The 21,576-nt window shown below is 72.8% G+C and carries 16 protein-coding genes; 8 read left to right on the forward strand and 8 right to left on the reverse strand.

All coding sequences use genetic code 11. The annotated features are described in order from the left end of the window. The 3 genes from H0H10_RS32895 to H0H10_RS32905 all read right to left on the reverse strand — a co-directional run. On the reverse strand, positions 1 to 1,227 hold a 1,227-nt coding region (locus H0H10_RS32895), incomplete at its 3' end, for an LCP family protein (RefSeq protein ID WP_188184832.1). A 239-nt stretch (positions 1,228 to 1,466) separates the two neighbouring features. Then, on the reverse strand, positions 1,467 to 2,750 hold the full coding sequence (locus H0H10_RS32900) for an LCP family protein (RefSeq protein ID WP_444875698.1): 1,284 nt from the start codon (positions 2,748 to 2,750) through the stop codon (positions 1,467 to 1,469). A 353-nt stretch (positions 2,751 to 3,103) separates the two neighbouring features. Then, positions 3,104 to 3,865 (reverse strand): TIGR03089 family protein, encoded by a 762-nt coding sequence (locus H0H10_RS32905; protein WP_188184834.1) that lies wholly within the window; start codon positions 3,863 to 3,865, stop codon positions 3,104 to 3,106. A 139-nt stretch (positions 3,866 to 4,004) separates the two neighbouring features. On the opposite strand from H0H10_RS32905, the gene H0H10_RS32910 reads away from it, so the two are divergent. Next, positions 4,005 to 5,300 carry a peptidoglycan recognition protein family protein gene (locus H0H10_RS32910; protein WP_188184835.1) on the forward strand — a complete coding sequence of 432 codons (1,296 nt, stop codon included), beginning with the start codon at positions 4,005 to 4,007 and terminating at the stop codon, positions 5,298 to 5,300. Between the two features lie 143 nt (positions 5,301 to 5,443). Further along, positions 5,444 to 6,526: a mannose-1-phosphate guanylyltransferase gene (gene manB / locus H0H10_RS32915; RefSeq protein ID WP_188184836.1), complete on the forward strand. Its 1,083-nt coding sequence runs from the start codon at positions 5,444 to 5,446 to the stop codon at positions 6,524 to 6,526. Positions 6,527 to 6,830: 304 nt separating this feature from the next. Here the strand turns inward: manB and H0H10_RS32920 are convergent, their stop codons facing one another. The 4 genes from H0H10_RS32920 to H0H10_RS32935 form a co-directional block, all read right to left on the reverse strand. Then, positions 6,831 to 7,832 carry a DNA-3-methyladenine glycosylase family protein gene (locus H0H10_RS32920; protein WP_188184837.1) on the reverse strand — a complete coding sequence of 334 codons (1,002 nt, stop codon included), beginning with the start codon at positions 7,830 to 7,832 and terminating at the stop codon, positions 6,831 to 6,833. Positions 7,833 to 7,897: 65 nt separating this feature from the next. After that, complete coding sequence (locus H0H10_RS32925; protein ID WP_188184838.1) at positions 7,898 to 9,211, reverse strand: coenzyme F420-0:L-glutamate ligase; 1,314 nt, start codon at positions 9,209 to 9,211, stop codon at positions 7,898 to 7,900. Next, positions 9,208 to 10,167, reverse strand: coding sequence for a 2-phospho-L-lactate transferase (cofD, locus tag H0H10_RS32930; protein WP_188184839.1), 960 nt, complete (start codon positions 10,165 to 10,167; stop codon positions 9,208 to 9,210). The genes H0H10_RS32925 and cofD overlap by 4 nt, the downstream gene beginning before the upstream one ends. A 34-nt stretch (positions 10,168 to 10,201) precedes the next feature. After that, positions 10,202 to 10,720, reverse strand: coding sequence for a cysteine dioxygenase (locus H0H10_RS32935; RefSeq protein WP_188184840.1), 519 nt, complete (start codon positions 10,718 to 10,720; stop codon positions 10,202 to 10,204). Between the two features lie 682 nt (positions 10,721 to 11,402). On the opposite strand from H0H10_RS32935, the gene H0H10_RS32940 reads away from it, so the two are divergent. The 3 genes from H0H10_RS32940 (at position 11,403) to H0H10_RS32950 (ending at position 17,071) form a co-directional block, all read left to right on the forward strand. Then, complete coding sequence (locus tag H0H10_RS32940; protein ID WP_003975777.1) at positions 11,403 to 11,666, forward strand: WhiB family transcriptional regulator; 264 nt, start codon at positions 11,403 to 11,405, stop codon at positions 11,664 to 11,666. Between the two features lie 192 nt (positions 11,667 to 11,858). Further along, on the forward strand, positions 11,859 to 15,569 hold the full coding sequence (locus tag H0H10_RS32945) for a glycosyltransferase family 2 protein (RefSeq protein ID WP_188184841.1): 3,711 nt from the start codon (positions 11,859 to 11,861) through the stop codon (positions 15,567 to 15,569). After that, a complete protein-coding gene (locus tag H0H10_RS32950) occupies positions 15,566 to 17,071 on the forward strand; it encodes a DUF5719 family protein (RefSeq protein ID WP_188184842.1) in 1,506 nt (501 codons plus the stop codon). Before H0H10_RS32945 ends, H0H10_RS32950 begins: the two co-directional genes overlap by 4 nt. 62 nt (positions 17,072 to 17,133) lie before the next feature. Here the strand turns inward: H0H10_RS32950 and H0H10_RS32955 are convergent, their stop codons facing one another. After that, on the reverse strand, positions 17,134 to 17,583 hold the full coding sequence (locus tag H0H10_RS32955; RefSeq protein ID WP_188184852.1) for a metallopeptidase family protein: 450 nt from the start codon (positions 17,581 to 17,583) through the stop codon (positions 17,134 to 17,136). A 295-nt stretch (positions 17,584 to 17,878) separates the two neighbouring features. Here H0H10_RS32955 and H0H10_RS32960 point away from each other — a divergent pair, with 295 nt between their 5' ends. From H0H10_RS32960 to H0H10_RS32970, 3 genes are all read left to right on the forward strand, one after another. Then, positions 17,879 to 18,301, forward strand: a complete 423-nt coding sequence (locus tag H0H10_RS32960; RefSeq protein WP_188184843.1) for a DUF3499 domain-containing protein — start codon at positions 17,879 to 17,881, stop codon at positions 18,299 to 18,301. A gap of 134 nt (positions 18,302 to 18,435) precedes the next feature. Further along, entirely contained in the window at positions 18,436 to 20,052 is a 1,617-nt protein-coding gene (locus tag H0H10_RS32965; RefSeq protein ID WP_188184853.1) for an L-lactate permease, read from the forward strand. 78 nt (positions 20,053 to 20,130) lie between these two features. Next, positions 20,131 to 21,495: a phosphomannomutase/phosphoglucomutase gene (locus H0H10_RS32970; RefSeq protein ID WP_188184844.1), complete on the forward strand. Its 1,365-nt coding sequence runs from the start codon at positions 20,131 to 20,133 to the stop codon at positions 21,493 to 21,495. Positions 21,496 to 21,576 lie beyond the last annotated feature (81 nt).

Below are 21,576 nucleotides of genomic sequence, written 5' to 3' on the forward strand. Positions count from 1 at the left end.
CGCCTCGTTGAGGACGACCGTCGCCTTCACCGTCTCGGCCGGGTTGTCCTTCACCGGCACCGTGGTGAACGTCAGGTTCTTGGTGTTGAGCTTGCCCAGCTCCAGACCGAGGTCCTTCATCTTGCCGATGCTGTCGAGCTTGGAGTCGACGGTCAGCGCCTTGGTGCCCGCCTCGGCCAGCTTCACCATCTTCGTGGGGCTGGTGAGGGTGTCGTTGGACTTGAGTTTGCGCATCAGCGAGCCGAGGAACTGCTGCTGGATCTCGATGCGGCTCAGGTCGCCGCCCGTGCCGACGGAGTGCCGGGTGCGCAGGAAGGCCAGCGCCTGCTCGCCCTCGATCTTGTGCGTGCCCGCGGACAGCTTCAGATGCGAGTCGGGGTCGTCGATGTCCTTCGCCAGACAGACGTCGACGCCGTCGACCGCCGAGGTCAGCGTCTTGACCGCGTTGAAGTCGGCCACCATGAAGTTGTCGGGCGTGATCCCGGTCAGCTCGGTGACGGTCCGCATGGTGCAGCTCGGCGTACGGCCGTTCTGGCCGAGGCTGGTGTTGAAGCGGACGCCGGTGGAGCCGGGGATGACCTTCGTGGTCCCGTCCTCCTGTGTGGTCGGGCAGTCGGGGATGTCGACGATCAGGTCGCGGGGGATGCTGAGGGCGGTGGCGTTGGAGCGGTCCTTGGCGACGTGCAGCAGGATCGTGGTGTCCGCGTGTCCGGCGCTGCCCTTGTCGCCGTAGCCCTCGTTGCCCGCGCCGGTGCGCTTGTCGGTGCCGATGACGAGGATGTTGATCGCCTCGTCCTTCTTGAAGCCGCCGGTGCCGGCACCGTCGTCCGGGAGGGACTGGATGTTGTCGTTGAGGTGTTGCAGGTAGAGGTAGCCGCCCACACCCACGGCGAGGACGACGAACGCCATGGTGCCGCCGGTCCACATCAGGACCTTCTTGGCCTTCGACTTCTTCTTCCCCGGCCGCCGGCGTCCGCGCCGACCGGGCGGCGGCTCCTCGGGGGCCGCACGGCGCCGCCGCTGGGGCGGGACCTCACGGCCCGGCGCCGGAGCGGTACGGCCGCGCGCCGCACGGGAGCCGCCGGACGCGGCCCTGCGCGGCCCCGGTACCGTCGACTGCGGAGCGGAAGGGGTCAGTCGCAGTTCGTATTCACCGGTGTTCGGATTGAGCACCCACTGGTCTGCGGGGTCGATGTTGTCCGCCCGCCCACGGCCTTGCGCGTCCACGGTTGTCCGAATCCTCCGTCGGGGCCACGCGGCGCCTTCCCCTCCAGGCGCTCGGGTCACGGTCACTCGGTGCGCTGCCCCAGGGACGAGCCTCGTGAGCCACACCGGACCGCTCACATTAACCGCCTTGTTCGGTTGCGGGCGACGGTGGTGACAAATTCCACGACCCTTACAACTGGGCAATCCACCCATTTTCGTGGACAAGAGCACGTTGCCTCGGCAGCGCCTTGGAACGGGCTTTACCCGCAGATGTCCTCGGCGGCGGTGTTGCCGCTGAACGTCGGTGCCGGAGAATCGGCTTCCGCGGGCTCACCGGCCCGCTTTTCCGGGGACTTTCCGTTGTGGTTGCCGTACTCGCCGTAGTCGTGCGGGAGTTTGCGGAGAGCTCCCGCACCGCCTCCCCGGCCGCTCCCGGGGGCGCCATTCCCGGAGAAAATCCGCGGAACGTCCCCCGCGATCACCACGGGTTCGTCCTTCCGCAACCGGGAGAACAGCTTCTCCGCCTCGGACTCCACGAGTTGGTCTCGATTGGCGTTGTGGGTGTACGACTCCCGGGGAACGGTCAGGAATTGCACGCGTTCGGTGGGGATGTCGCGCAACCCGCGAACGAGTTCGTACAAACCGCGCAGACTGGCCAGATCCGGATCCGTCGTGAGGGACGAGGTGACCGCGTCCAGAACGGGATACAGCTTCACCGGATTCAGCAGGACGTCATTGCTCCGCACCTTGTTGACGAGCGCTCCCAGAAACCGCTGCTGCCGCTCCATCCGGTCCGTGTCGCTGCCGTTGCCGAGCGACTTGCGGGCGCGGACATAACCGAGGGCCTGCTCCCCGTCGAGCGTCACCCGGCCCGCGGGCAGCCGCAGTTTGGCGTCCTTGTCGTCGACCGGCTCCTTCAGGCACACCTCGACTCCGTCGAGCGCGTCGACCACTTTCTTGAAACCGTGGAAGTCGACGACCACGTGATGGTCGATCCGGAGGCCGGCCAGCTTCTCCACCGTCCGGATCGTGCAGGCCGAACCGCCCGTCTGGAAGGCGTAGTTGAACATCGCGAACACCGGCTCGGTGCGGGAGCCGTCCGGGCGCCGGCAGGCGGGCACGTCCACCATCAGGTCGCGGGGCAGGGAGACGGCGGTGGCGCTGCGCCGGCCCGCCGCCAGGTGCAGCAGGATGGTGCTGTCCGACCGCTCGGTGCCCGAGTCCCGCCCGTAGCGTGCGTTGTCGTCGCCGGACCGCGAGTCCGATCCGATCAGCAGCAGGTTCTGCGCGCCGCGGGCGAGCGAGGTGGGCCGTTCCTTCTCGTACCGGGCGAGCTCGTCCGCCGCGGCCCGGTCGGGCGTGATGTTTCCGCTCAGCTTGACGTACACCGCCCAGCCGGTCCCCGCGGCACCGGCCACGAGCAGGGCGACCGCGATCCCCGACCGGCGCAGCCAGCGCCGCCGGCGCCGGCGGCTCAGCCCACGTCCGGTGGCGGACGCCCCCGCCCCCGGACCCAGGGTGGGCATGCCTGCACTGTCGCCCACGTCTGGCTCCACCCCCTCGTGCCGTACGAGCGTGTCATGCGTCGAGTACACGTCCTCTTACGACCATGCCCCGCAAGCCCCCACAAGCGCGGCCGGAACTGCTCCGTACGGGGACAACGAACCCACCCCAGCCGCCGGCCGCCGCACCACCGCAACCGCAGACGCCGACCCGCCGCAACTGCGGGCAGTCGTGCCTCCCTCAGTGCCTGAACGGCCTGGGAGGTACCCCCAGGGCGGCACGGGTGGGCGCAGCGGCACCCCGCCAGCGCCGGGCCGCGCGCCCCACCCCCGGCCCGCACCAACACCGGGCGACACAGCAAACGCCGGGTCACAACCCCCCGCCAACCGAAAAGTCACCGCGCCGTGGCCGTGACCCGCTCCGCCTCGATCCGCTTGTCCAGCACTTCCGCCCCCGCCCGCTCCAGATGCCGGCACAGCACCACGGACGCCCCGGTCGCCAACGGCCCGTACAACCCCGCGTTCAACCCCTCCCACGTGTCGTACGGCAACCCCGACAGAATCCGCGCCCCCGGCCCCGTGAGCCCCAGCTCCGACGCCTCCGCCCGAGCCCGCTCCACGACCTCGGCACCACTGAACTCCCGCCCGGCCACGATCAGCGCCGGCTCCTCCGGATCCACCGGCGCGTACGGCACGAACCGGTCCCCCTGCCCCGGGACCTCCACCGCATAGTCGGCGAAGCCCTCCGGCACCTGCGGGAAACGCCCCCCGAGCGGCCGCAGCGCCAGCGCGATCCGCGCCCCGGAACACGCCCGGGCCGCCTCCAGCGACTCCGGCTCCGGCCCGCTCACCACCACGTCGGCCGACGCCGGATCGCCCGCCATGTCGGCGACCGCGCCCACCGACGCGCAGGCCAGCAGCCACACCGCCGTCTGCCAGTGCGCGGGCAGCAGCAGCGCGACCCGGTCACCGGGCTCGACGGACAACTCGTCCTGGAGCAGATTCGCGGTCTTGGCCACCCAATTGGCGAAGGTGGCCACGGACAGTTCGACGCGCTCGCCCGTGGCGTCGTCGTAGAACGTCACCAGGGGGCGTCCAGGGTCCGCGGCGAGCGCGGAACTCAGCAGGTCGGCAGGGGTGCGATCGGTCGCGTTCACCCGCGCAAGCGTACGCGGGCCCGCGGGCGCGCATCGAGCGGACGGGGTACCGCGCCGCCACCGGATCGGGCGAAAACACCCTACGACCCGTCAAGTTCCGGATGGACAGATTTGTACGACAATGTTCAAGATCAGGAGCATGCTTCGATTCCTTGCTTCCTCGATCGGTGTCACCTGCGCGGCCGCCCTCGCCCTCCCGCTCGCCGCTCCCGCGGCGGCCGGCTCCGCGGCACCGCCGACGACCGGGAGAACGGCGCAGGCCGAGGCGTACGCCTCGGGCAGCACCCAGTCGCTGCCCCTCGTTCCCCTCGCCGGCGACCGCGGCCCCGGGGAACAGGGCGTGTCCCGCCGGGACGTACGGCACTTCTCGCTGGTCGGTGTCGTCTGGGACGACCCGGACGCCGAACTGCACGGCCGCGTCCAGGTCCGCACCCGCGCCACCGCCACCGGCACCTGGTCCGGCTGGCAGGAACTGGAGACCCACAACGCCGACCACGCCGCCGACCCGGGCACCCCGGAGAGCACCTCGGTCCGCGTCCGCGGCGCCACCGCACCGCTGTGGGTGGGCGAGTCCGACGGAGTGGAGGTACGGGTGCGGGCGGAGGGCGCGGCAGGGGCCCGGGCACAGAGCGACGACGGCGCCGGCAGCGCCGCCCCGGCCACCTCCCCGCTCCCCACCGGCCTGCGTCTCGAACTCGTCAACCCCGGAGAGGACATCCCGCGCGCGGGCGACGCGACCGAGATCCCGGCACTGAGCAGCGCCGAGACCGAGCGCGAACTCCTCGCCCTCGGTACCGGCGCGCTGACGGAACAGCAGAAGGCGAAGCCGCACATCGGCCCGCGCCCGAGCATCGTCACCCGCCGCGGCTGGGGCGCGAACGAGAAGCTGCGCGAGAAGAAGTTCGTGTACACGAAGAAGGTCAAGGTGGCCTTCGTGCACCACTCGGCCACCGGGAACAACTACAGGTGCTCGCAGGCCCCGTCGGTCATTCGCAGTATCTACCGCTACCACGTCAAGAGCATGGGCTGGCGCGACATCGGCTACAACTTCGTCGTCGACAAGTGCGGCAAGATCTACGAGGGACGGGCCGGTGGCGTGGCGAAGCCGGTGCTGGGCGCCCACACCCTCGGGTTCAACTCCAACAGCATGGGAATCGCGGTTCTCGGCACCTACGGCTCCAAGAAGCCGTCGTCCGCCGCCGTGAAGGCCATCGCCCGGCTCACCGCGTGGAAGCTCGGACTCCACGGCATGAATCCGCGCGGCAAGACATACCTGAAGTCCGGGGGTGGCAATCTCTACCGAAAAGGTAAGAAGGTACGACTGAACGTCATCTCCGGCCACCGGGACGGCTTCGCCACGAGCTGCCCGGGCCGGAAGCTGTACGGCAAGCTCGGCACGGCCCGGAAGACCGCAGCGAAGTACCAGGGCCGCTGAAGGGCGCAGGGGAACGGATTCACCGCCGTCGGGGGGCGAGGGCGGAACACCGCACGGCCATCGAAGGCGCCATGGAACGGTCTGCATACACTGGCCGGCCGAAAGACAGTTCGGCCGGTCCCGGCAGGAAGCAGAGACGACAGGTGACAGAAGCGATCCTCCTGGTCGGCGGTAAGGGCACGCGGCTGCGCCCGCTCACGGTGCACACACCGAAGCCCATGGTCAGGGCGGCGGGGGTGCCGTTCCTCACACACCAGCTGGCGCGGGCGAGAGCGGCGGGCGTCGAGCACATCGTGCTCGCCACGTCCTATCTGGCCGAGGTCTTCGAACCGTACTTCGGCGACGGCTCGTCGCTGGGGCTGCACATCGAGTACGTCACGGAGGAGGAGCCGCTCGGCACGGGCGGCGCGATCCGCAACGTGGCCTCCCGGCTGCACTCCGGTCCGGACGACCCGGTGCTGGTCTTCAACGGCGACATCCTGACGGGCCTGGACATCGACGCGCTGGTCCGCACGCACGAGACGACGGGCGCGGACGTCTCCCTGCACCTGACCAAGGTGACGGACCCGCGGGCGTACGGTCTGGTCCCCACGGACGACACGGGCCGGGTCCTGGCCTTCCTGGAGAAGCCCCAGACCCCGGAGGAGATCGTCACCGACCAGATCAACGCGGGGGCGTACGTCTTCCGCCGCTCGGTCATCGACACGATCCCGCTGGGCCGCCCGGTCTCGGTCGAACGCGAGACCTTCCCCGAGCTCCTGGCGACCGGGGCGCACCTCCAGGGCATGGTCGACTCGACGTACTGGCTGGACCTGGGCACCCCGGCGGCCTTCGTACGCGGCTCGGCGGACCTCGTGCTGGGCCGCGCCCCCTCCCCGGCGATACCGGGCCGCTGCGGCGACCGTCTCGTCCTCCCCACGGCGAGGGTCGCGCCCGACGCCAAGCTGGCCGGGGGCACGGTGGTGGGCGAGGGCGCGTTCGTGGCGGAGGGGGCGCGGGTCTTCGGCAGCACGATCCTGCCGGGTGCGGTCATCGAGCCGGGCGCCGTCATCACCGACTCCCTCATCGGGACCCGGGCGCGCGTCGGCGAACGCTCCGTCCTCACGGGCACGGTCATCGGCGACGGCGCGGTCGTCGGCGCCGACAACGAACTCCGCGACGGCGTCCGCGTATGGTGCGACGCCCGCATCCCAGCAGGCTCCCTCCGCTTCTCCTCCGACGCGTAACACCTCCGGCGGCTGCAGAACTTCGGCGGCGGTCGGCGTAGCGCGTTGGGCGTCAGGCCGCCCCAGCTGGACACCGACCGCCGGAGCCGCGGGCGCCGGGCCGCCCTAGCTGCGGGCAGTCGTGCCTCCCCCAGTGCCTGAACGGCCTGGGAGGTACCCCCAGGGCGGCACGGGTGGGCGCAGCGGCACCCCGTAGCGCCGGGCCGCGCGACCCACCCCGGCCCGCACCAACGCCGGGCAACGGGCAAACGCCGGACCACCCACCCAGGCCCTGCACCCGGCACACGCTGGACCAGCGAACCCGTCACAACCGCCCGATGTCCCGCGGAGCCATCCGCGGCGCCCGCCGCGCCGGCACCCGCCCACTCAGCAGAATCAACCGCGCCGCCCGATGCCGCTGCCCGGCATACGGCTCCAGCAACCGCAGCATCACCTCGTCATCCGCATACCGGTCCCCGGCCAGCGCGAACCCCACGATCCCCGGCAGATGCAGATCCCCCACGGTCACCGCATCCGGCGCCCCGTGACTGCGCTGCACGGTCTCCGCCGACGTCCACGGCCCGATCCCGGACACGAGCTCCAGCCGCTGCTGCGCCGCCGCCGGCTCCATCCCGGCCGCCTCCTCCAGCCGCGCGGCGACCCGCACGGCCCGCAGGATCGTCGAGGCCCGCTTGTCGTCCACCCCGGCCCGATGCCACTCCCAGGAAGGGATCAGCGCCCACGTCCGCGCCGCCGGCATCACGTACATCCGCCCGGGCGCGGGCCCCGGCGCCGGCTCCCCGTACCTGCGTACGAGCAGCCGCCACGCCTGGTACGCCTCCGTCGTCGTGACCTTCTGCTCCAGGACCGACGGGATCAGCGACTCCAGTACCAGCCCGGTCCGCGTCAGCCGCAGCCCCGGCCGCCGGTGCCGCGTCAGCGCCAGCAGCCGGTGGCGCGGCGTGAACGCGGAGGGGTCGTCGTCGGCGCCCAGCATCCGCGGCAACTGCTCCAGCAGCCACTCGGCCCCCGGCCCCCAGGCCTCACCCCGCACCTCCCCGCCGCGCGCGAGCACCCGCAGCGTGCCGGGGCCGGCCGGCGTCCGGCTGGCCCGCCACACGGAACCGTCGGGCATCGCCCGGAACGTCGGATCGCCCGGCCCGCGCCGCAGCGGACCGAGGACCAGCCCCAGCTCCAGCGGCCCGTCGGGCACCCAGACCCGGACCTTCCAGGGCGCCGCGGCCTGCCCGGGCACGCCCGCGCGCACGGCGACGTCCCCGCCGCGCACCGTCGTACGCGTGGGCCGGGGAGCGAAACGTCCTGCCACGAAAGAAGCCCCTGGGACATGGGAAACGAGAGGTCCCTAAGAGGGTAGGCGCTCGCCGGGGCGCGTCACCGCACCTCGATGAAGACCTCCGCGTCCCGCTCCGGCCGCGGACGCGGTTCCCCGGCGGGACGGCCGACCGCGACGGCACCCATCGGGTCCCAGTCCCGCGGCAGCTCCAGCACCTCGCGTACGACGTCCCGGCAGAACATCGTGGAGGACACCCACGCCGAGCCCAGTCCCTCCCCGGCGAGCGCGACGAGCAGGTTCTGCACGCCGGCGCCGGCGGCGACGACGAACATCTCCCGCTCGGCGCCGTCGCGCCGCGCGTCCCCGTAGGTGTGCGAACCGTCCATGACCAGGCAGGGCACGATCAGGTACGGCGCGTTGCGCAGCACGTCGCCGCGCCGGATCCGCTTGGCGATCGACTCCTCGCTCCTGCCGTCCCTTCTGAGGTCGGCGATCCAGGCGTCCCGCATTGCGTCCAGGAGGCGTGTCCGTGATTCCGGCGACTCCAGCAGGACGAACCGCCACGGCGTCGTGTGGTGCGGCGCCGGTGCCGTGACCGCCGCGGCCACCGCCCGGCGCACGGCGCCCGGGTCCACGGGCCCGTCGGTGAACGCCCGTACGGTACGGCGCTGGGTCACCGCCTGGCGTACGGCTTCCGAGGTGCCCAGCCGGAACATGTCGTCGCGCGCGCCGCGCACCAGCGCCCGCGCCCCCTCGCCGTCGTCCCCGGCCACCACCACGTGCGGCAGCCCGCGCACGACGGCGACGGGCAGCCCGGCGGCCTTGCCCTTCACCAGGTCGCCCGCGGCGGCGAGTTCGTCGGCGGTGGCGACCACGGTGGCGCTGAGCGGATTGCCGTACGCGTCCGTGCCCCCGCGCAGATCGTCCAGCACCCGCACTCCGGCGGCGCCGATCGCGGCGTCCGTGAGGCCGGAGCGCCAGGGCCGGCCGAACGTGTCGGTGACCACCACGCCGACCTCGACGCCCAGGGCATCCCGCAGACCGTCACGGATGGCGCGCGCGGAGGCGTCCGGGTCCCGGGGGAGCAGCAGTACCGTCCCGGACGGCGTGTTGGAGGCGTCGACCCCGGCCGCCGCCATGACCAGGCCCTGCCGGTTCTCGACGATCCGCAGCGAGCCACGCCGGGCCACCACGCGTACCGTCTCCGCGTCGATCGCCGTCTCCCGGTCGGCCGCCCGGACCACCCGGCCCTCCGCCTTGGACACGATCTTGGAGGTGACGAGCACCACGTCCCCGTCGGCCAGCCCGGGCTCGGCCGCCGCGATCAGCTTGGCCACGTCGTCGCCCTGGCGCACCTCCGGAAGGCCGGGGACGGCCCACACCCGGTAGGCGGGCGCCGCTGCCCGGTTCATGACGCCCGCACCTCCTCCGCCAGCGCCAGCGCCTCGCGGGCCATCCGGGCGGTCGCGTCGACGTCGGTCATCATCAGCGGCACGGCGCGGCAGCGGATCCCGGCCGCCTCCACGCGCGTGACGGAGTCCGCGTCGACCGTGTCGACCAGCCAGCCGTCGAGCAGCCCCGAGCCGTAGTGCTCGGCGACCGCGGCCGCGGTGGACTCCACGCCGACCGCCGCGAGCACCTTGTCGGCCATGCCGCGCACGGGCGCGTCCCCGACGATCGGGGACAGGCCCACCACCGGCACCCCGGCGTCCGCGATGGCCTCCCGGATGCCGGGCACGGCGAGGATCGTGCCGACCGAGACGACGGGGTTGGAGGGCGGGAAGAGGACGACGTCCGCCTGGGCGATCGCCTCCAGGACGCCGGGCGCCGGCTTCGCCTGCTCGGCGCCGACCGGTACGACGGCCTCGGCGGGCACCGAGGCGCGCAGCTTCACCCAGTACTCCTGGAAGTGGATCGCCTTGCGCTCGCCGTCGATCTCGACGGCGACGTGCGTCTCGACCCGGTCGTCCGTCATGGGAATGAGGTGCACGCCGGGCTTCCAGCGGTCGCACAGCGCCTGCGTCACCGCGCTGAGCGGATATCCGGCGCTGATCATCTGCGTCCGCACGATGTGCGTGGCGAAGTCCCGGTCGCCGAGACCGAACCACTCCGGCCCGACGCCGTACGCCGCGAGTTCCTCCTTGAGGTGGAAGGTCTCGTCGGCGCGCCCCCAGCCCTGTTCCTCGTTGATGCCGTCGCCGAGCGTGTACATCACCGTGTCGAGGTCCGGGCAGACCTTCAGCCCGAAGAGGTGGATGTCGTCCCCGGTGTTGCCGATGACCGTGATGTCCGCGTCCGGCGCGGCCCGCTTCAGACCACGCAGGAACCGGGCACCGCCGATGCCGCCTGCCAGAACCACAATGCGCATGGGCTCAAGTCTTGCAGGCGGGTACGACAGAGCGTCAGACGGCCGGGGCGGCTCCGGCCTCCGCGTCGCGCGGCACGGCGGCCGAGCACTGCTGTGAGTGCATCGGCATCCGGGTCAGGCCCGGGTAGTAGATGTGCAGGCTGACCGCGGGCTCCAGCGTGTCGTTGAGCACGTCGTGCGCGTAGCCCGGCGCGAAGACCCGCTGCGCCCCCGCACGCAACGCGCGCGTGCCGCGCGCCGTGCGCTCGGTCAGCGTGCCGTCCAGGACGGTCAGCACGCCGGAGGAGGGTCCGTGGTCGTGCAGACCGCTGCCCTGGCCGGGCACCCACGACAGCAGCCACACCTCGTAGCCGGGGCCGGTGCGCAGCCGGTGGTACCAGCGTGTCGTCGCGTCGTACCGGACGAGGTGCACCCATTGGGAGCGGTCGGCGGCGATCTCACGGGCCAGGCCGGCGAACTCCGCGACGGTGGCCGGGTGCTCGCGCGGAGCCTGGAGGAGGTGGGGGACTTCGAGGATGTCGCCGGCGATCTGGAGGTCGCTGTCGCTGTTCATGGATGCGGTGTTCCTCGGCGGAAGAGTCGGGGAAGGAGCGAAAAGCAGGAAGAACGCCCTGGTCGGGCGGGTGGAAAGGGAGTCGCGTGGACTCCCGGGACAGCCGGAGCGCGGTCGGCTCAACAGCTGGAACAGCAACAACAGCTACAGCGAGCGCGGGCAGCACCGTGGGACCCGGCGGTGCGGGTCGGGGTGAGTGCCGAGTTCGCGAGCATGCCCACAAGGACACCGGGTCACACTCTCACTGTCAACTTGATGCCCGTTATGTGGGACATGGTTCACCTCATCCGGTTCATCTCACAGGCGAAAGGTTTGCTCAGGCGGCTTCCGGGACACATGCGGCACATGCCGGGCGCGCAAGCCTCGTTGCGATCCCGTGATCCGAATGTGATCCGGTTCGCTTCGGCGTGCGTGTCGGAACGAGATCGATCGCCGGGACGTCCTGCCCAGTACAGGCGCTGTGCGGGGCCGAGGTCCCGGCCGGGCCCGTCAGTGTGTCAAGGTTTATGGCGATTTGAACACTTTCTGCACGGCCTTGGTTCCGCAGAGTGAATAAGGGGCCCAATAGCAGATCTCGGCTTGACTCGCCCGGAGCAGCACACTTGTAATTTCACTCGTGTCGTTCAGCCGTAATCGGTAACGGCCGCATCACGGGGACGCGAAAGACAGACGAGGGGCGCACATGACCGAGCTGGTGCAGCAACTGCTGGTCGACGACGCGGACGAGGAGCTCGGCTGGCAGGAGCGCGCGCTGTGCGCCCAGACCGACCCCGAGTCCTTCTTCCCCGAGAAGGGCGGCTCCACCCGGGAGGCCAAGAAGGTCTGCCTCGCCTGTGAGGTCCGCTCCGAATGCCTCGAATACGCCCTCGCGAACGACGAGCGCTTCGGTATCTGGGGCGGCCTGTCCGAGCGGGAGCGCCGCCGGCTGAAGAAGGCCGCCGTCTGACCCGTCGTCATCTCGAACGGCACGGACACATACCCGCATACGCCTCGAACGGACCGCCGCCGGTGGGTTGTCCACAGGCGGCGGTCCGCTTCTCCGGCCAGCCGATAGTGTGGTCGCTCGTCCGAGACGCCCCGCCATCCCCACCAGGCACGGGCGTCCACCGCAGTCCACCGAACCGGGGCCCGTACCTCGATGTCCGTGCACAGCCACACGGCAGCTCACCAAGACCTCGCTGCCACACCTGAGTTCCCGCGTCACGTGGTGACCGCGGTCCTCGTCTCCCACGACGGAGCCCGCTGGCTGCCCGACGCGCTCGCCGGGCTGCTCGGCCAGGAGCGCCCCGTCCAGTACGCCGTGGCCGCCGACACCGGCAGCGCCGACGACTCCGCGCGGCTGGTCACCGAAGCCCTCGGCGACGACCGCGTGCTGCACCTGGCCCGGCGCACCGGCTTCGGCCAGGCCGTCGAGGAGGCCACCCGCATCGCGCCCGTCCTCACCCCCGAGGACCTGACGTACCTGAAGCGGCCGAGCGGCTGGGACCCCGTCACGCGCACGTGGCGCGACGACGCCTACGACCTGCCCGAGCTGCCCCACGGAGAGCCGGTGCAGTGGCTCTGGCTGCTGCACGACGACTGCGCCCCCGAACCCGACGCCCTCGCCCAGCTGCTGCGCGTCGTGGACAACGAGTACGAACTGGGCCGCGACGACGTCGCCGTCGTCGGCCCCAAGCTCCGCGGCTGGTACGACCGCCGGCAACTGCTGGAGGTCGGCGTCTCCATCGCCAACTCCGGCCGCCGCTGGACCGGCCTGGACCGCCGCGAACAGGACCAGGGCCAGCACGACCACGTGCGGTCGGTGCTGTCGGTGTCCACCGCCGGCATGCTGATCAGGCGTGACATCTTCGAGCGGCTCGGCGGGTTCGACCGCCGGCTGCCGCTGATGCGCGACGACGTCGACCTGTGCTGGCGCGCGCAGTCCGCCGGTCTCCGCGTTCTCGTCGCCCCCGACGCCGTCGTCCGGCACGCCGAGGCCGCCTCGCGCGAACGACGCACCGTCGACTGCGCGGGCCGCACCGCCGCCTCCCCGCACAAGGTCGACAAGGCCGGCGCCGTCCACACCCTGCTCGTCAACACCCGCACGGCCGCCCTGCCCTGGGTGCTGGTCCGCCTCGTCCTCGGCACCCTGCTGCGGACCGTCGCCTACCTCGTCGGCAAGGTCCCAGGGCAGGCCCTCGACGAGATCCGCGGTCTGCTGAGCGTCCTGCTGCGGCCCGAACGCATCATCGCCGGACGGCGCGAGCGGGGCCGCCCGCAGATCGGCAAGGAGGAGCTGCGGGCCCTGTTCCCGCCCCCCGGCGCGACCATCCGCGTCACCGTCGAACAGGTCGCGGGCAACCTCGTCGGCCGCTCCGACACCGAGTCCGCAGCCGGCGCCGGCCGGCACGGCGGCGCCATCGAGTCCGGACCCGGCGGCGACGACGCGGACTTCCTCCAGGTCGAGCAGTTCGCCCGCCTCAAGCGCATCGCCCGCAAACCCGGCCCGGTGCTCTTCCTGGTGCTCCTGCTGGTCTCCCTGGCCGCCTGCCGCGAACTCCTCGGCGGCGGTGCCCTGACGGGCGGTGCGCTGCTGCCCGCCCCGGCCGGCGCCGGCGACCTGTGGTCCCGGTACGTGGACGCCTGGCACACGGTGGGCGCGGGCGGCACCGCCTCCGCACCGCCGTACCTCGCGGTCGTGGCCGCACTGGCCTCCGTGCTGCTCGGCTCGGCCGGGCTCGCCGTCACCGTGCTGCTGGTCTGCTCGGTGCCGCTGGCCGGCCTCACCGCGTACTTCGCCTCCCGCCCGCTCGTCCCCTCCCGGCTGCTGCGCGCATGGGCGGCCGTCGCCTACGCCTTCCTGCCCGCCGCCACCGGCGCGCTCGCCGGCGGACGCATCGGCACCGCGGTCCTCGCCGTGCTGCTGCCGCTCCTCGCGCGCGCGGGCGCCGCGGCCGCCGGGCTGACGAACGCCACCGGCGCCCGCGGCAGTTGGCGGGCCACCTGGGCGTTCGCCCTGCTGCTGACGATCACCACCGCCTTCACGCCCGTCGTGTGGCCCATCGCGCTGATCCTCGGTGCCGCGCTGCTGGTCCTGCGCAGAGGCGACATCACGGCGTACGGGCTGCGCTTCCTCGCCCAACTCGGCACGCCCCTGCTGCTCCTCGCGCCCTGGTCGCTGTCGCTGCTCCCGTTCGGGTTCTTCGAGGAGGCCGGCCTGGACCACGGTGCCTCGGCCGCCTCCGCCCTCGACCTGCTCGGCATGAGCCCCGGCGGGCCCGGCACGGTCGGCGGGCTGGTGCTCATCGGCATCGTGGCGGCCGCGCTCGCCGCCCTGCTGCGCTCCGAACGGCAGCTGGGCATCCGGACGGCCTGGGCCGTCGCCCTGGTCGGGCTCGTCTTCGCGGTCCTGTCCAACCGTTCCGTGTGGGCCGGACCGGCCACCCTCGTCTACGGCATCGCCCTGCTGGCCGCGGCGACCCTCGGCGCCGACGGGGCACGCGCGCGCGTGGCCGAGCAGAGCTTCGGCTGGCGTCAGCCCGTCGCCGCGCTGATCGCCCTCGCCTCGGCCGTCGGCCCGCTGATCGCCGCCGGCTGGATGGTCCGGGGAGCCGACGGGCCGCTGGAGCGGCGCGACCCCGCCCAGGTGCCCGCGTTCGTCGCCGAGGAGAGCCGCACCCGTGACCAGGCCCGCACCCTGGTCCTCGACAGCGACTCGGCCGCCCACGTGAGCTACATGCTGGTCCGCGGCTCCGGAGCGCGCCTCGGCGACGGCGAACTGGCCGACTCCGACGGCGGGAACGGCCGGCTCGACAAGGTCGTCGCCAACCTCGTCGCCGGCTCCGGCGCCGACCAGGCCGACCAGCTCGGCGGCTACGCCGTGCGCTACGTCCTCGTCCACCAGGGCGCGCCCCGCGAGGTCACCCGCGTCCTGGACGCGACCCCCGGCCTGAGCCGGCTCAGCCAGCAGGGCGGCAGCGCGCTGTGGCGGGTCGACCGGGAGGTCGCGCGCGCGACCATCGTGTCCGGCGACGGCTCCGGTGAGCCCGAGCCCGTCGCGGCCGGACCCGTCGAGATCCACACCGAGATCCCGTCCGGCGCCCAGGGCCGCGTGCTGCGCCTGGCCGACTCCGCCGCCGAGGGCTGGACCGCCACCCTGGACGGCAAGCCGCTCGGCCGTACCACGGTCGACGGCTGGGCGCAGGGCTTCGAACTCCCGGCCTCCGGCGGCAAGCTGGACGTCACCTACGACGACCCGTTCGGCCACACCGCCTGGTTGTGGGCGCAGGGCCTGCTGGCCGTCGTCCTGGTCGTCCTCGCCCTGCCCGGCCGGCGCCGCGACGTCGACGACGACCTGCCCGAGGAGCCGTTCGTCCCGGCGCAGGCCGCCGAGGGCGAGGGGCGCCGGGCCCGGCGACTGCGGGCGCAGGCCGAGGCGGAGGCCGAAGCGGCGGCCACCGCGCAAGGCCCGGGCCCGGTCCCCGACGGCGACCCGGCCGCCTCCCCCCAGGAGGAGGCCCCGGTCCCGCAGCAGCAGACCTACGGCGAGTGGGACCCGGCCGACCACGCGGGCGCCCAGCCCGGCTCGTACGGCACCTACGGCGGCGAGCAGTACCAGGACACCCCTCACTACGAGGGGGCCGGGTACGGACAGCAGCCCTACCAGGCGGACCCGTACCAGGGCGGCCAGTACGGGGCCGGCGGTTACGCCGGTGGCCAGTACGACCCGTACGCGTACGGCGGCCCGTCCCAGGCCGGCATGTACGACCAGGCCTACGGCCAGGACGGCTACGACGCGCCGTACGACCCGGCACAACCCCACCACCCCCACGGCACGGGCAGTGAGCGTCCCGACGGGAGCCAGCAGTGAACCGCACCACCCTGTCCCTGATCGCCGCCACGACCGCGCTCGCCGCCGTCACCGGGTTCGCGGCGCTGTCCGCCCCGGCCGCCCCCGGCGCGGACACCACCGGGACGGCCGCCCGGCTGCCCGTGGAGCGCACCAGCCTGACCTGCCCGGCACCCAGCACGTCCGACCTCGCCGAGACGTCGTACACCTCCTTCACGCCCGTCACCAAGGGCGCCGACGACAAGGGGGAGGCCGAACTGCGCGCCGCCACCGCGGAGTCGGGCACCGAGGACGACGGCAAGGGCGACGGCGGCAAGGGCAACGACGACAAGCCCGTCGTCCAGCCCGAGAAGCCCGGTACGCCGGCCACCGGCGAGACCTCGGGCGGCGACGCACCTGCCCTCGTCGGGACAGCCGAGGGCAGATTCGCGCCCGGCTGGACCGTGCAGCAGACCACGGAGGTCGCCGCCGGCACGGGCCGCGGCCTGCTGGGCGTCAACTGCGCCGCGCCGGACACCGAGTTCTGGTTCCCGGGCGCCAGCACGTCGGCCGACCGCACCGACTACGTGCACCTGACCAACCCCGACGACTCCGCGGCCGTTGTCGACATCGAGCTCTACGGCAAGGACGGCGCCCTGGAGTCGACGGTGGGCGAGGGCGTCACGGTGCCTCCGCACGGCGCCGAGGCCATCCTGCTGTCCACGCTCACCGACGAGCAGCAGACCGACCTCACCGTGCACGTCAGCGTGCGCAGCGGGCGGGTCGGCGCCGCGGTGCAGGCCCTGGACGACAAGATCGGCGGCGACTGGCTGACCGCGGCCACGGACCCGGCGGGCAACCTGGTCCTGCCGGGCATCCCCAAGGACGCCACCGTCGTGCGCCTGGTCCTGTTCGCGCCCGGTGACACCGACGCCGACCTGAAGGTGCAGCTCGCCTCGCCGTCCGGACTGATCACGCCCGCCGGGCACGAGACGGTGCACGTGAAGGCGGGCATGACGACCGGCGTCGACCTCGGTGACGTCACACGCGGCGAGGCGGGGTCGCTGGTGCTGACGCCGACGGGCCGGTCCGTGCCGGTCGTGGCCGCGGTGCGGGTCGTGCGGGGCAAGGGCGGCGAGCAGGAGACCGCGTTCATCCCGGCCACGAGTCCGGTCGGAGCGCGTGCGACGGCGGCGGACAACCGTGCCAAGGGCTCCACGCTGTCCCTGGCCGCGCCCGGAGAGACCGCGAAGGTCAAGGTCACGGCGTCGGCGGGCAGCGAGGGCGGCACCGAGGTGTCGAAGACGTACACGATCAAGGGCGGTACGACGCAGAACGTCGAGGTGCCCGTCCCCGGGGGCCTCAAGGGCACCTACGCGCTGACGGTCGAGCCCGTGTCGGGCGGCCCGCTGTACGCGGCCCGCACCCTGACGCCGACGGAGGACGACGACGTGTCGGCCTTCACCGTGCAGACCCTCCCAGACGACCGGGGCACGGTCGCGGTACCGGAGGCGGAGCAGGACCTGTCGGTCCTTCAGCCGTAGGCGGCGCGGGTCTCCGCGGGCAGCCGGCGGGCCACGGCCCCCGGCCCCGCGGTGCCCGCCGCTCAGTCCTCCCCGTACCGCGGATCCACGGTCTCCGGCGTCAGCCCGAGCAACTCGGCGACCTGCTCGACGACCACCTCGTGCACCAGCGCCGCCCGCTCGTCGCGGCCCTTGGTCCGGATCTCGACCGGCCGCCGGTACACGACCACCCGCGCCCGCCGTCCGTCCCGCGAGGGAACCGTGCCGCCGAGCGGGACCGCCTCGTCGCTCCAGACCTGTCCGGGCCCGTCCAGCCGGGGCACCTCCAGGACCAGGAAATCGATGTCCTGGAGCTGCGGCCACCGCCGCTCCAGCCGCTCCACGGAGTCCTGCACCAGATCCGCGAACACATCGGCGCGGCTCGCGGCGAGCGGTACCTGCGGTGGTGCGATCGGGCCGCGCATGCCCCGGCCGTGGCGATCACGACGGCGGGGCCCGGGGCCGGCGGCACGGGGCGTCACGGGGTTGTCCATCACTGGTGAAGCGTAGTCCCCGCCGGGTCCGCGCGCCGGTCCGCACACGGCACGCCGGACAGGGCCGGAGGGACCCGCACCGCATGTCGCCGGATGACCATTCCAGCCAAGGTTGGGCTCAATTCCGTATCTCTCCGAGACCATGGATCTCATGGCAAATGTCGCTGTTTGTGACGGGTCATGACCGGTTCCAAGGTCGTCCGAAATTCCGAAAAGGCACGTTCGCGCAGGTCAGTGCGGTGTGGCCAGGGGGGTGTGTGGGGCGTTTCACACCGCGACACGGAGGTGTGACCTGGTGGGGAGTCGTCGCGGCCCGCTCAAGAGTGCGGTACCGTCCAACGTCGTGAGCCCTGTACGTCGCTGTTCGCGCACCGCCTGCGGCCGTCCCGCCGTCGCGACGCTGACGTACGTCTACGCCGACTCGACCGCGGTCCTCGGCCCGCTCGCCACCTACGCCGAACCCCACTGCTACGACCTGTGCGCCGAGCACTCCGAGCGCCTCACCGCCCCGCGCGGCTGGGAGGTCGTCCGGCTCCTCGACGGCTCGGCCCCGGCCCGCCCCAGCGGCGACGACCTGGAAGCGCTTGCCAACGCGGTGCGCGAGGCGGCCCGCCCCCAGGAGCGGGCGGCCGAGGCCGGCGGCGGGGCGCGCGCGGCCGACCCGATGGAGGTCGCGCGACGGGGGCATCTGCGGGTGCTGCGCTCGCCGGACAACTGATTTCCGTCCGGCCCCTTCACGTCTCCCGCACTTCCCACTTCCCGCACACCCATTGACGTCTGCTTGTCGCGGACACGACCATTCCGGGAGCCGCGAGAAATCGCTTTCGCATGGCGGAATCCGGGGAGGCGCCCGTGTACGTGCAGGAACTGGAACCCGTGGCCGGTTCGCTCGGCCTGTCCGCCCTCGTGGCGGCCCTGCCCCTGGTGACCGTCCTCGTGCTGCTCGGCGGCGTCCGCATGAAGGCCCACCTCGCGGGACTCACCGGCCTCCTGGCGGCCGTCCTCGTCGCCTGGCTCGCCTACGGCATGCCGCTGGACCAGACGGTCTCCAGCGCCGCCCAGGGAGCCGTGTTCGGGCTCTTCCCCATCATGTGGATCGTCGTCAACGCCCTGTGGGTCTACCGGATGACCGTCCGCACCCGGCACTTCGACATCCTGCGCCGCTCCTTCGGGCGGCTGTCCGACGACCCGCGCATCCAGGCCCTGGTCGTCGCCTTCTGCTTCGGCGCCCTGCTGGAGGCGCTCGCCGGGTTCGGGGCGCCCGTCGCCATCTGCTCGGTCATGCTCGTGGCCCTCGGCTTCGACCCCGTGCGCGCGGCGGTCGTGTCGCTGGTCGCCAACACCGCACCGGTGGCCTTCGGCGCGATGGGCACCCCCGTGGTGACGCTGGCCCAGGTCACCGGGTTGCCGCTGGACGACGTCGCCTCCGTGGTGGGCCGGCAGACGCCCCTGCTGGCCCTCGTCGTCCCCCTCGTGCTGGTCGGGCTGGTGGACGGCCGGCGCGGACTGCGCGAGACCTGGGTGCCCGCGCTGGCGTGCGGTGTCGCCTTCGCGGTCGCCCAGTTCGCCGCCGCCAACTACGTCTCCGCCCAGCTCGCCGACATCGGCGCGGCTCTGGCCGGTGCCGGCGCCCTGGTCGCCGTACCGCACGCGCGCCGGCCCGCCGCCGAGCCCGTACGGGCCGCCGTGCTGACCGGCGTCCGCAGCGAGGAGCTGGACGAGGAGGACCCCGGCCGGGAGGTGCTGCGCGCCTACGCACCGTACGCGCTGATCGTCGCCGTCTTCTCCGTCGCGCAGATCCCCGCGGTCAAGGACTGGCTGGCCAGGGCCACGCAGACGTACGACTGGCCGTTCCTGCACGTGGCCGGTCCGGACGGCGATCCGGTCGGCGGCAACGTCTTCTCCTGGCCCATCGTCTCCACCGGCGGCACGCTCGTCCTGTTCGCCGGGGTGGTCACGGCCGTCGTTCTCGGCGTGCACGCGCGCGTGGCGGTGAAGGAGTGGGCCGCGACCGTGCACGAACTGCGGTTCGCAATCCTCACCGTGACCTCCGTGCTGGCCCTCGCCTACGTCATGAACCTCTCCGGACAGGCCGCCACCATCGGCCACTTCGTGGCCGCCGCCGGCGCCGGGCTCGCCTTCCTGTCCCCGGTGCTCGGCTGGTTCGGCGTCGCCGTCTCCGGCTCGGACACCTCGGCCAACGCGCTCTTCGGCGCCCTGCAGGTGACCGCCGCCCGGGAGTCGGGCCTGTCGCCCGAGCTGCTGGCCGCCGCCAACAGCTCGGGTGGCGTCCTCGGCAAGATGATCTCCCCGCAGAACCTCACCATCGCCTGCGCGGCCGTCGGACTCGCCGGGCGCGAGGGCGACCTGCTGCGCAAGGTGCTGCCCTGGAGCGCGGGCCTGCTGCTGGTGATGTGTCTGATCGTGGTCGGCCAGTCCTCCCCGGTGCTGGGCTGGATGCTGCCCTGACCTCGGCGGCCGCACGGCGCCCTGTCAGTGGTTGCGGGTAGTTTGTGGGCACCGACAGGACTTTCAGGAAGGTTGGCCGTGGCTGCTGATCTGTCGCAGATCGTGAAGGCGTACGACGTACGCGGTGTGGTCCCGGACCAGTGGGACGAGTCGACCGCCGAGCTGTTCGGCGCGGCCTTCGTCGAGCTGACCGGCGCGAGCGCCGTCGTGGTCGGGCACGACATGCGGCCCTCGTCCCCCGGGCTGTCCGGCGCCTTCGCGCGCGGGGCGGCGGCCCGCGGCGCCGACGTCACCGAGATCGGCCTGTGCTCCACGGACCAGCTGTACTACGCCTCCGGCGCGCTGAACCTGCCGGGCGCGATGTTCACGGCCTCGCACAACCCGGCGCAGTACAACGGCATCAAGATGTGCCGCATGGGCGCCGCCCCGGTCGGCCAGGACTCCGGTCTCGCCGAGATCCGCGAACTCGTCGAGCGCTGGAGCGCCTCGGGCGCCCCCGAGCCGGCGGCCCGCCCGGGCACGGTCACACGCCGGGACACGCTCGCCGACTACGCGGCCCACCTGCGCTCCCTCGTCGACCTCACCGCCATCCGCCCCCTGAAGGTCGTCGTCGACGCGGGCAACGGCATGGGCGGCCACACGGTTCCGTCGGTCTTCGCCGGCCTGCCCCTCGACCTCGTCCCGATGTACTTCGAACTGGACGGCACCTTCCCCAACCACGAGGCCAACCCGCTCGACCCGGCCAACCTCGTCGACCTGCAGAACCGGGTCCGCCAGGAGGGCGCCGACCTCGGCCTCGCCTTCGACGGCGACGCCGACCGCTGCTTCGTCGTCGACGAGAACGGCGACCCGGTCCCCCCGTCCGCGATCACGGCCCTCGTGGCCTCCCGCGAGCTGGCCCGCAACGGCGGCAAGGGCACCGTCATCCACAACCTGATCACGTCCTGGTCCGTGCCGGAGGTCGTCGAGGAGCACGGGGGCACGCCGGTACGCACGCGCGTGGGCCACTCCTTCATCAAGGCCGAGATGGCCAGGACCGGCGCCATCTTCGGCGGCGAGCACTCCGCGCACTACTACTTCCGCGACTTCTGGAACGCCGACACGGGCATGCTGGCCGCCCTCCACGTCCTGGCGGCCCTCGGCGGACAGGACGGCCCGCTGTCCGGCCTGGTCGACCGGTACGACCGCTACGCCGGCTCCGGCGAGATCAACTCCACCGTCGACGACCAGGCCGGCCGCCTCGCCGCGATCAGGGCCGCGTACGAGGGCCGGGACGGCGTCACCCTGGACGAGCTGGACGGCCTGACGGTCACCACCGCCGACTGGTGGTTCAACGTCCGCCCCTCCAACACCGAGCCCCTGCTGCGCCTGAACGCCGAGGCGCGCGACGAGGCGACGATGACGAGGGTCCGGGACGAGGTCCTGGCGATCATCAGGGGCTGAGCCGGGACGCGCCCGGTCCGCCTCACCCGCGCCGCCCGCCCAACCCCGGCGCCCGCCCCCGCACGGCGGTACGCTGACCAG

It is taken from the genome of Streptomyces griseicoloratus (assembly GCF_014534645.1).
Taxonomy (GTDB): domain Bacteria; phylum Actinomycetota; class Actinomycetes; order Streptomycetales; family Streptomycetaceae; genus Streptomyces; species Streptomyces griseicoloratus.

Excerpts from the sequence above, each read along its gene's own strand:
- H0H10_RS32910 (WP_188184835.1), top strand. The coding sequence starts at position 4,005 with ATGCTTCGATTCCTTGCTTCCTCGATCGGTGTCACCTGCGCGGCCGCC.
- H0H10_RS32925 (WP_188184838.1), bottom strand. The coding sequence starts at position 9,211 with ATGAACCGGGCAGCGGCGCCCGCCTACCGGGTGTGGGCCGTCCCCGGC.
- cofD (WP_188184839.1), bottom strand. The coding sequence starts at position 10,167 with ATGCGCATTGTGGTTCTGGCAGGCGGCATCGGCGGTGCCCGGTTCCTG.
- H0H10_RS32935 (WP_188184840.1), bottom strand. The coding sequence starts at position 10,720 with ATGAACAGCGACAGCGACCTCCAGATCGCCGGCGACATCCTCGAAGTC.
- H0H10_RS32940 (WP_003975777.1), top strand. The coding sequence starts at position 11,403 with ATGACCGAGCTGGTGCAGCAACTGCTGGTCGACGACGCGGACGAGGAG.
- H0H10_RS32945 (WP_188184841.1), top strand. The coding sequence starts at position 11,859 with ATGTCCGTGCACAGCCACACGGCAGCTCACCAAGACCTCGCTGCCACA.
- H0H10_RS32955 (WP_188184852.1), bottom strand. The coding sequence starts at position 17,583 with ATGGACAACCCCGTGACGCCCCGTGCCGCCGGCCCCGGGCCCCGCCGT.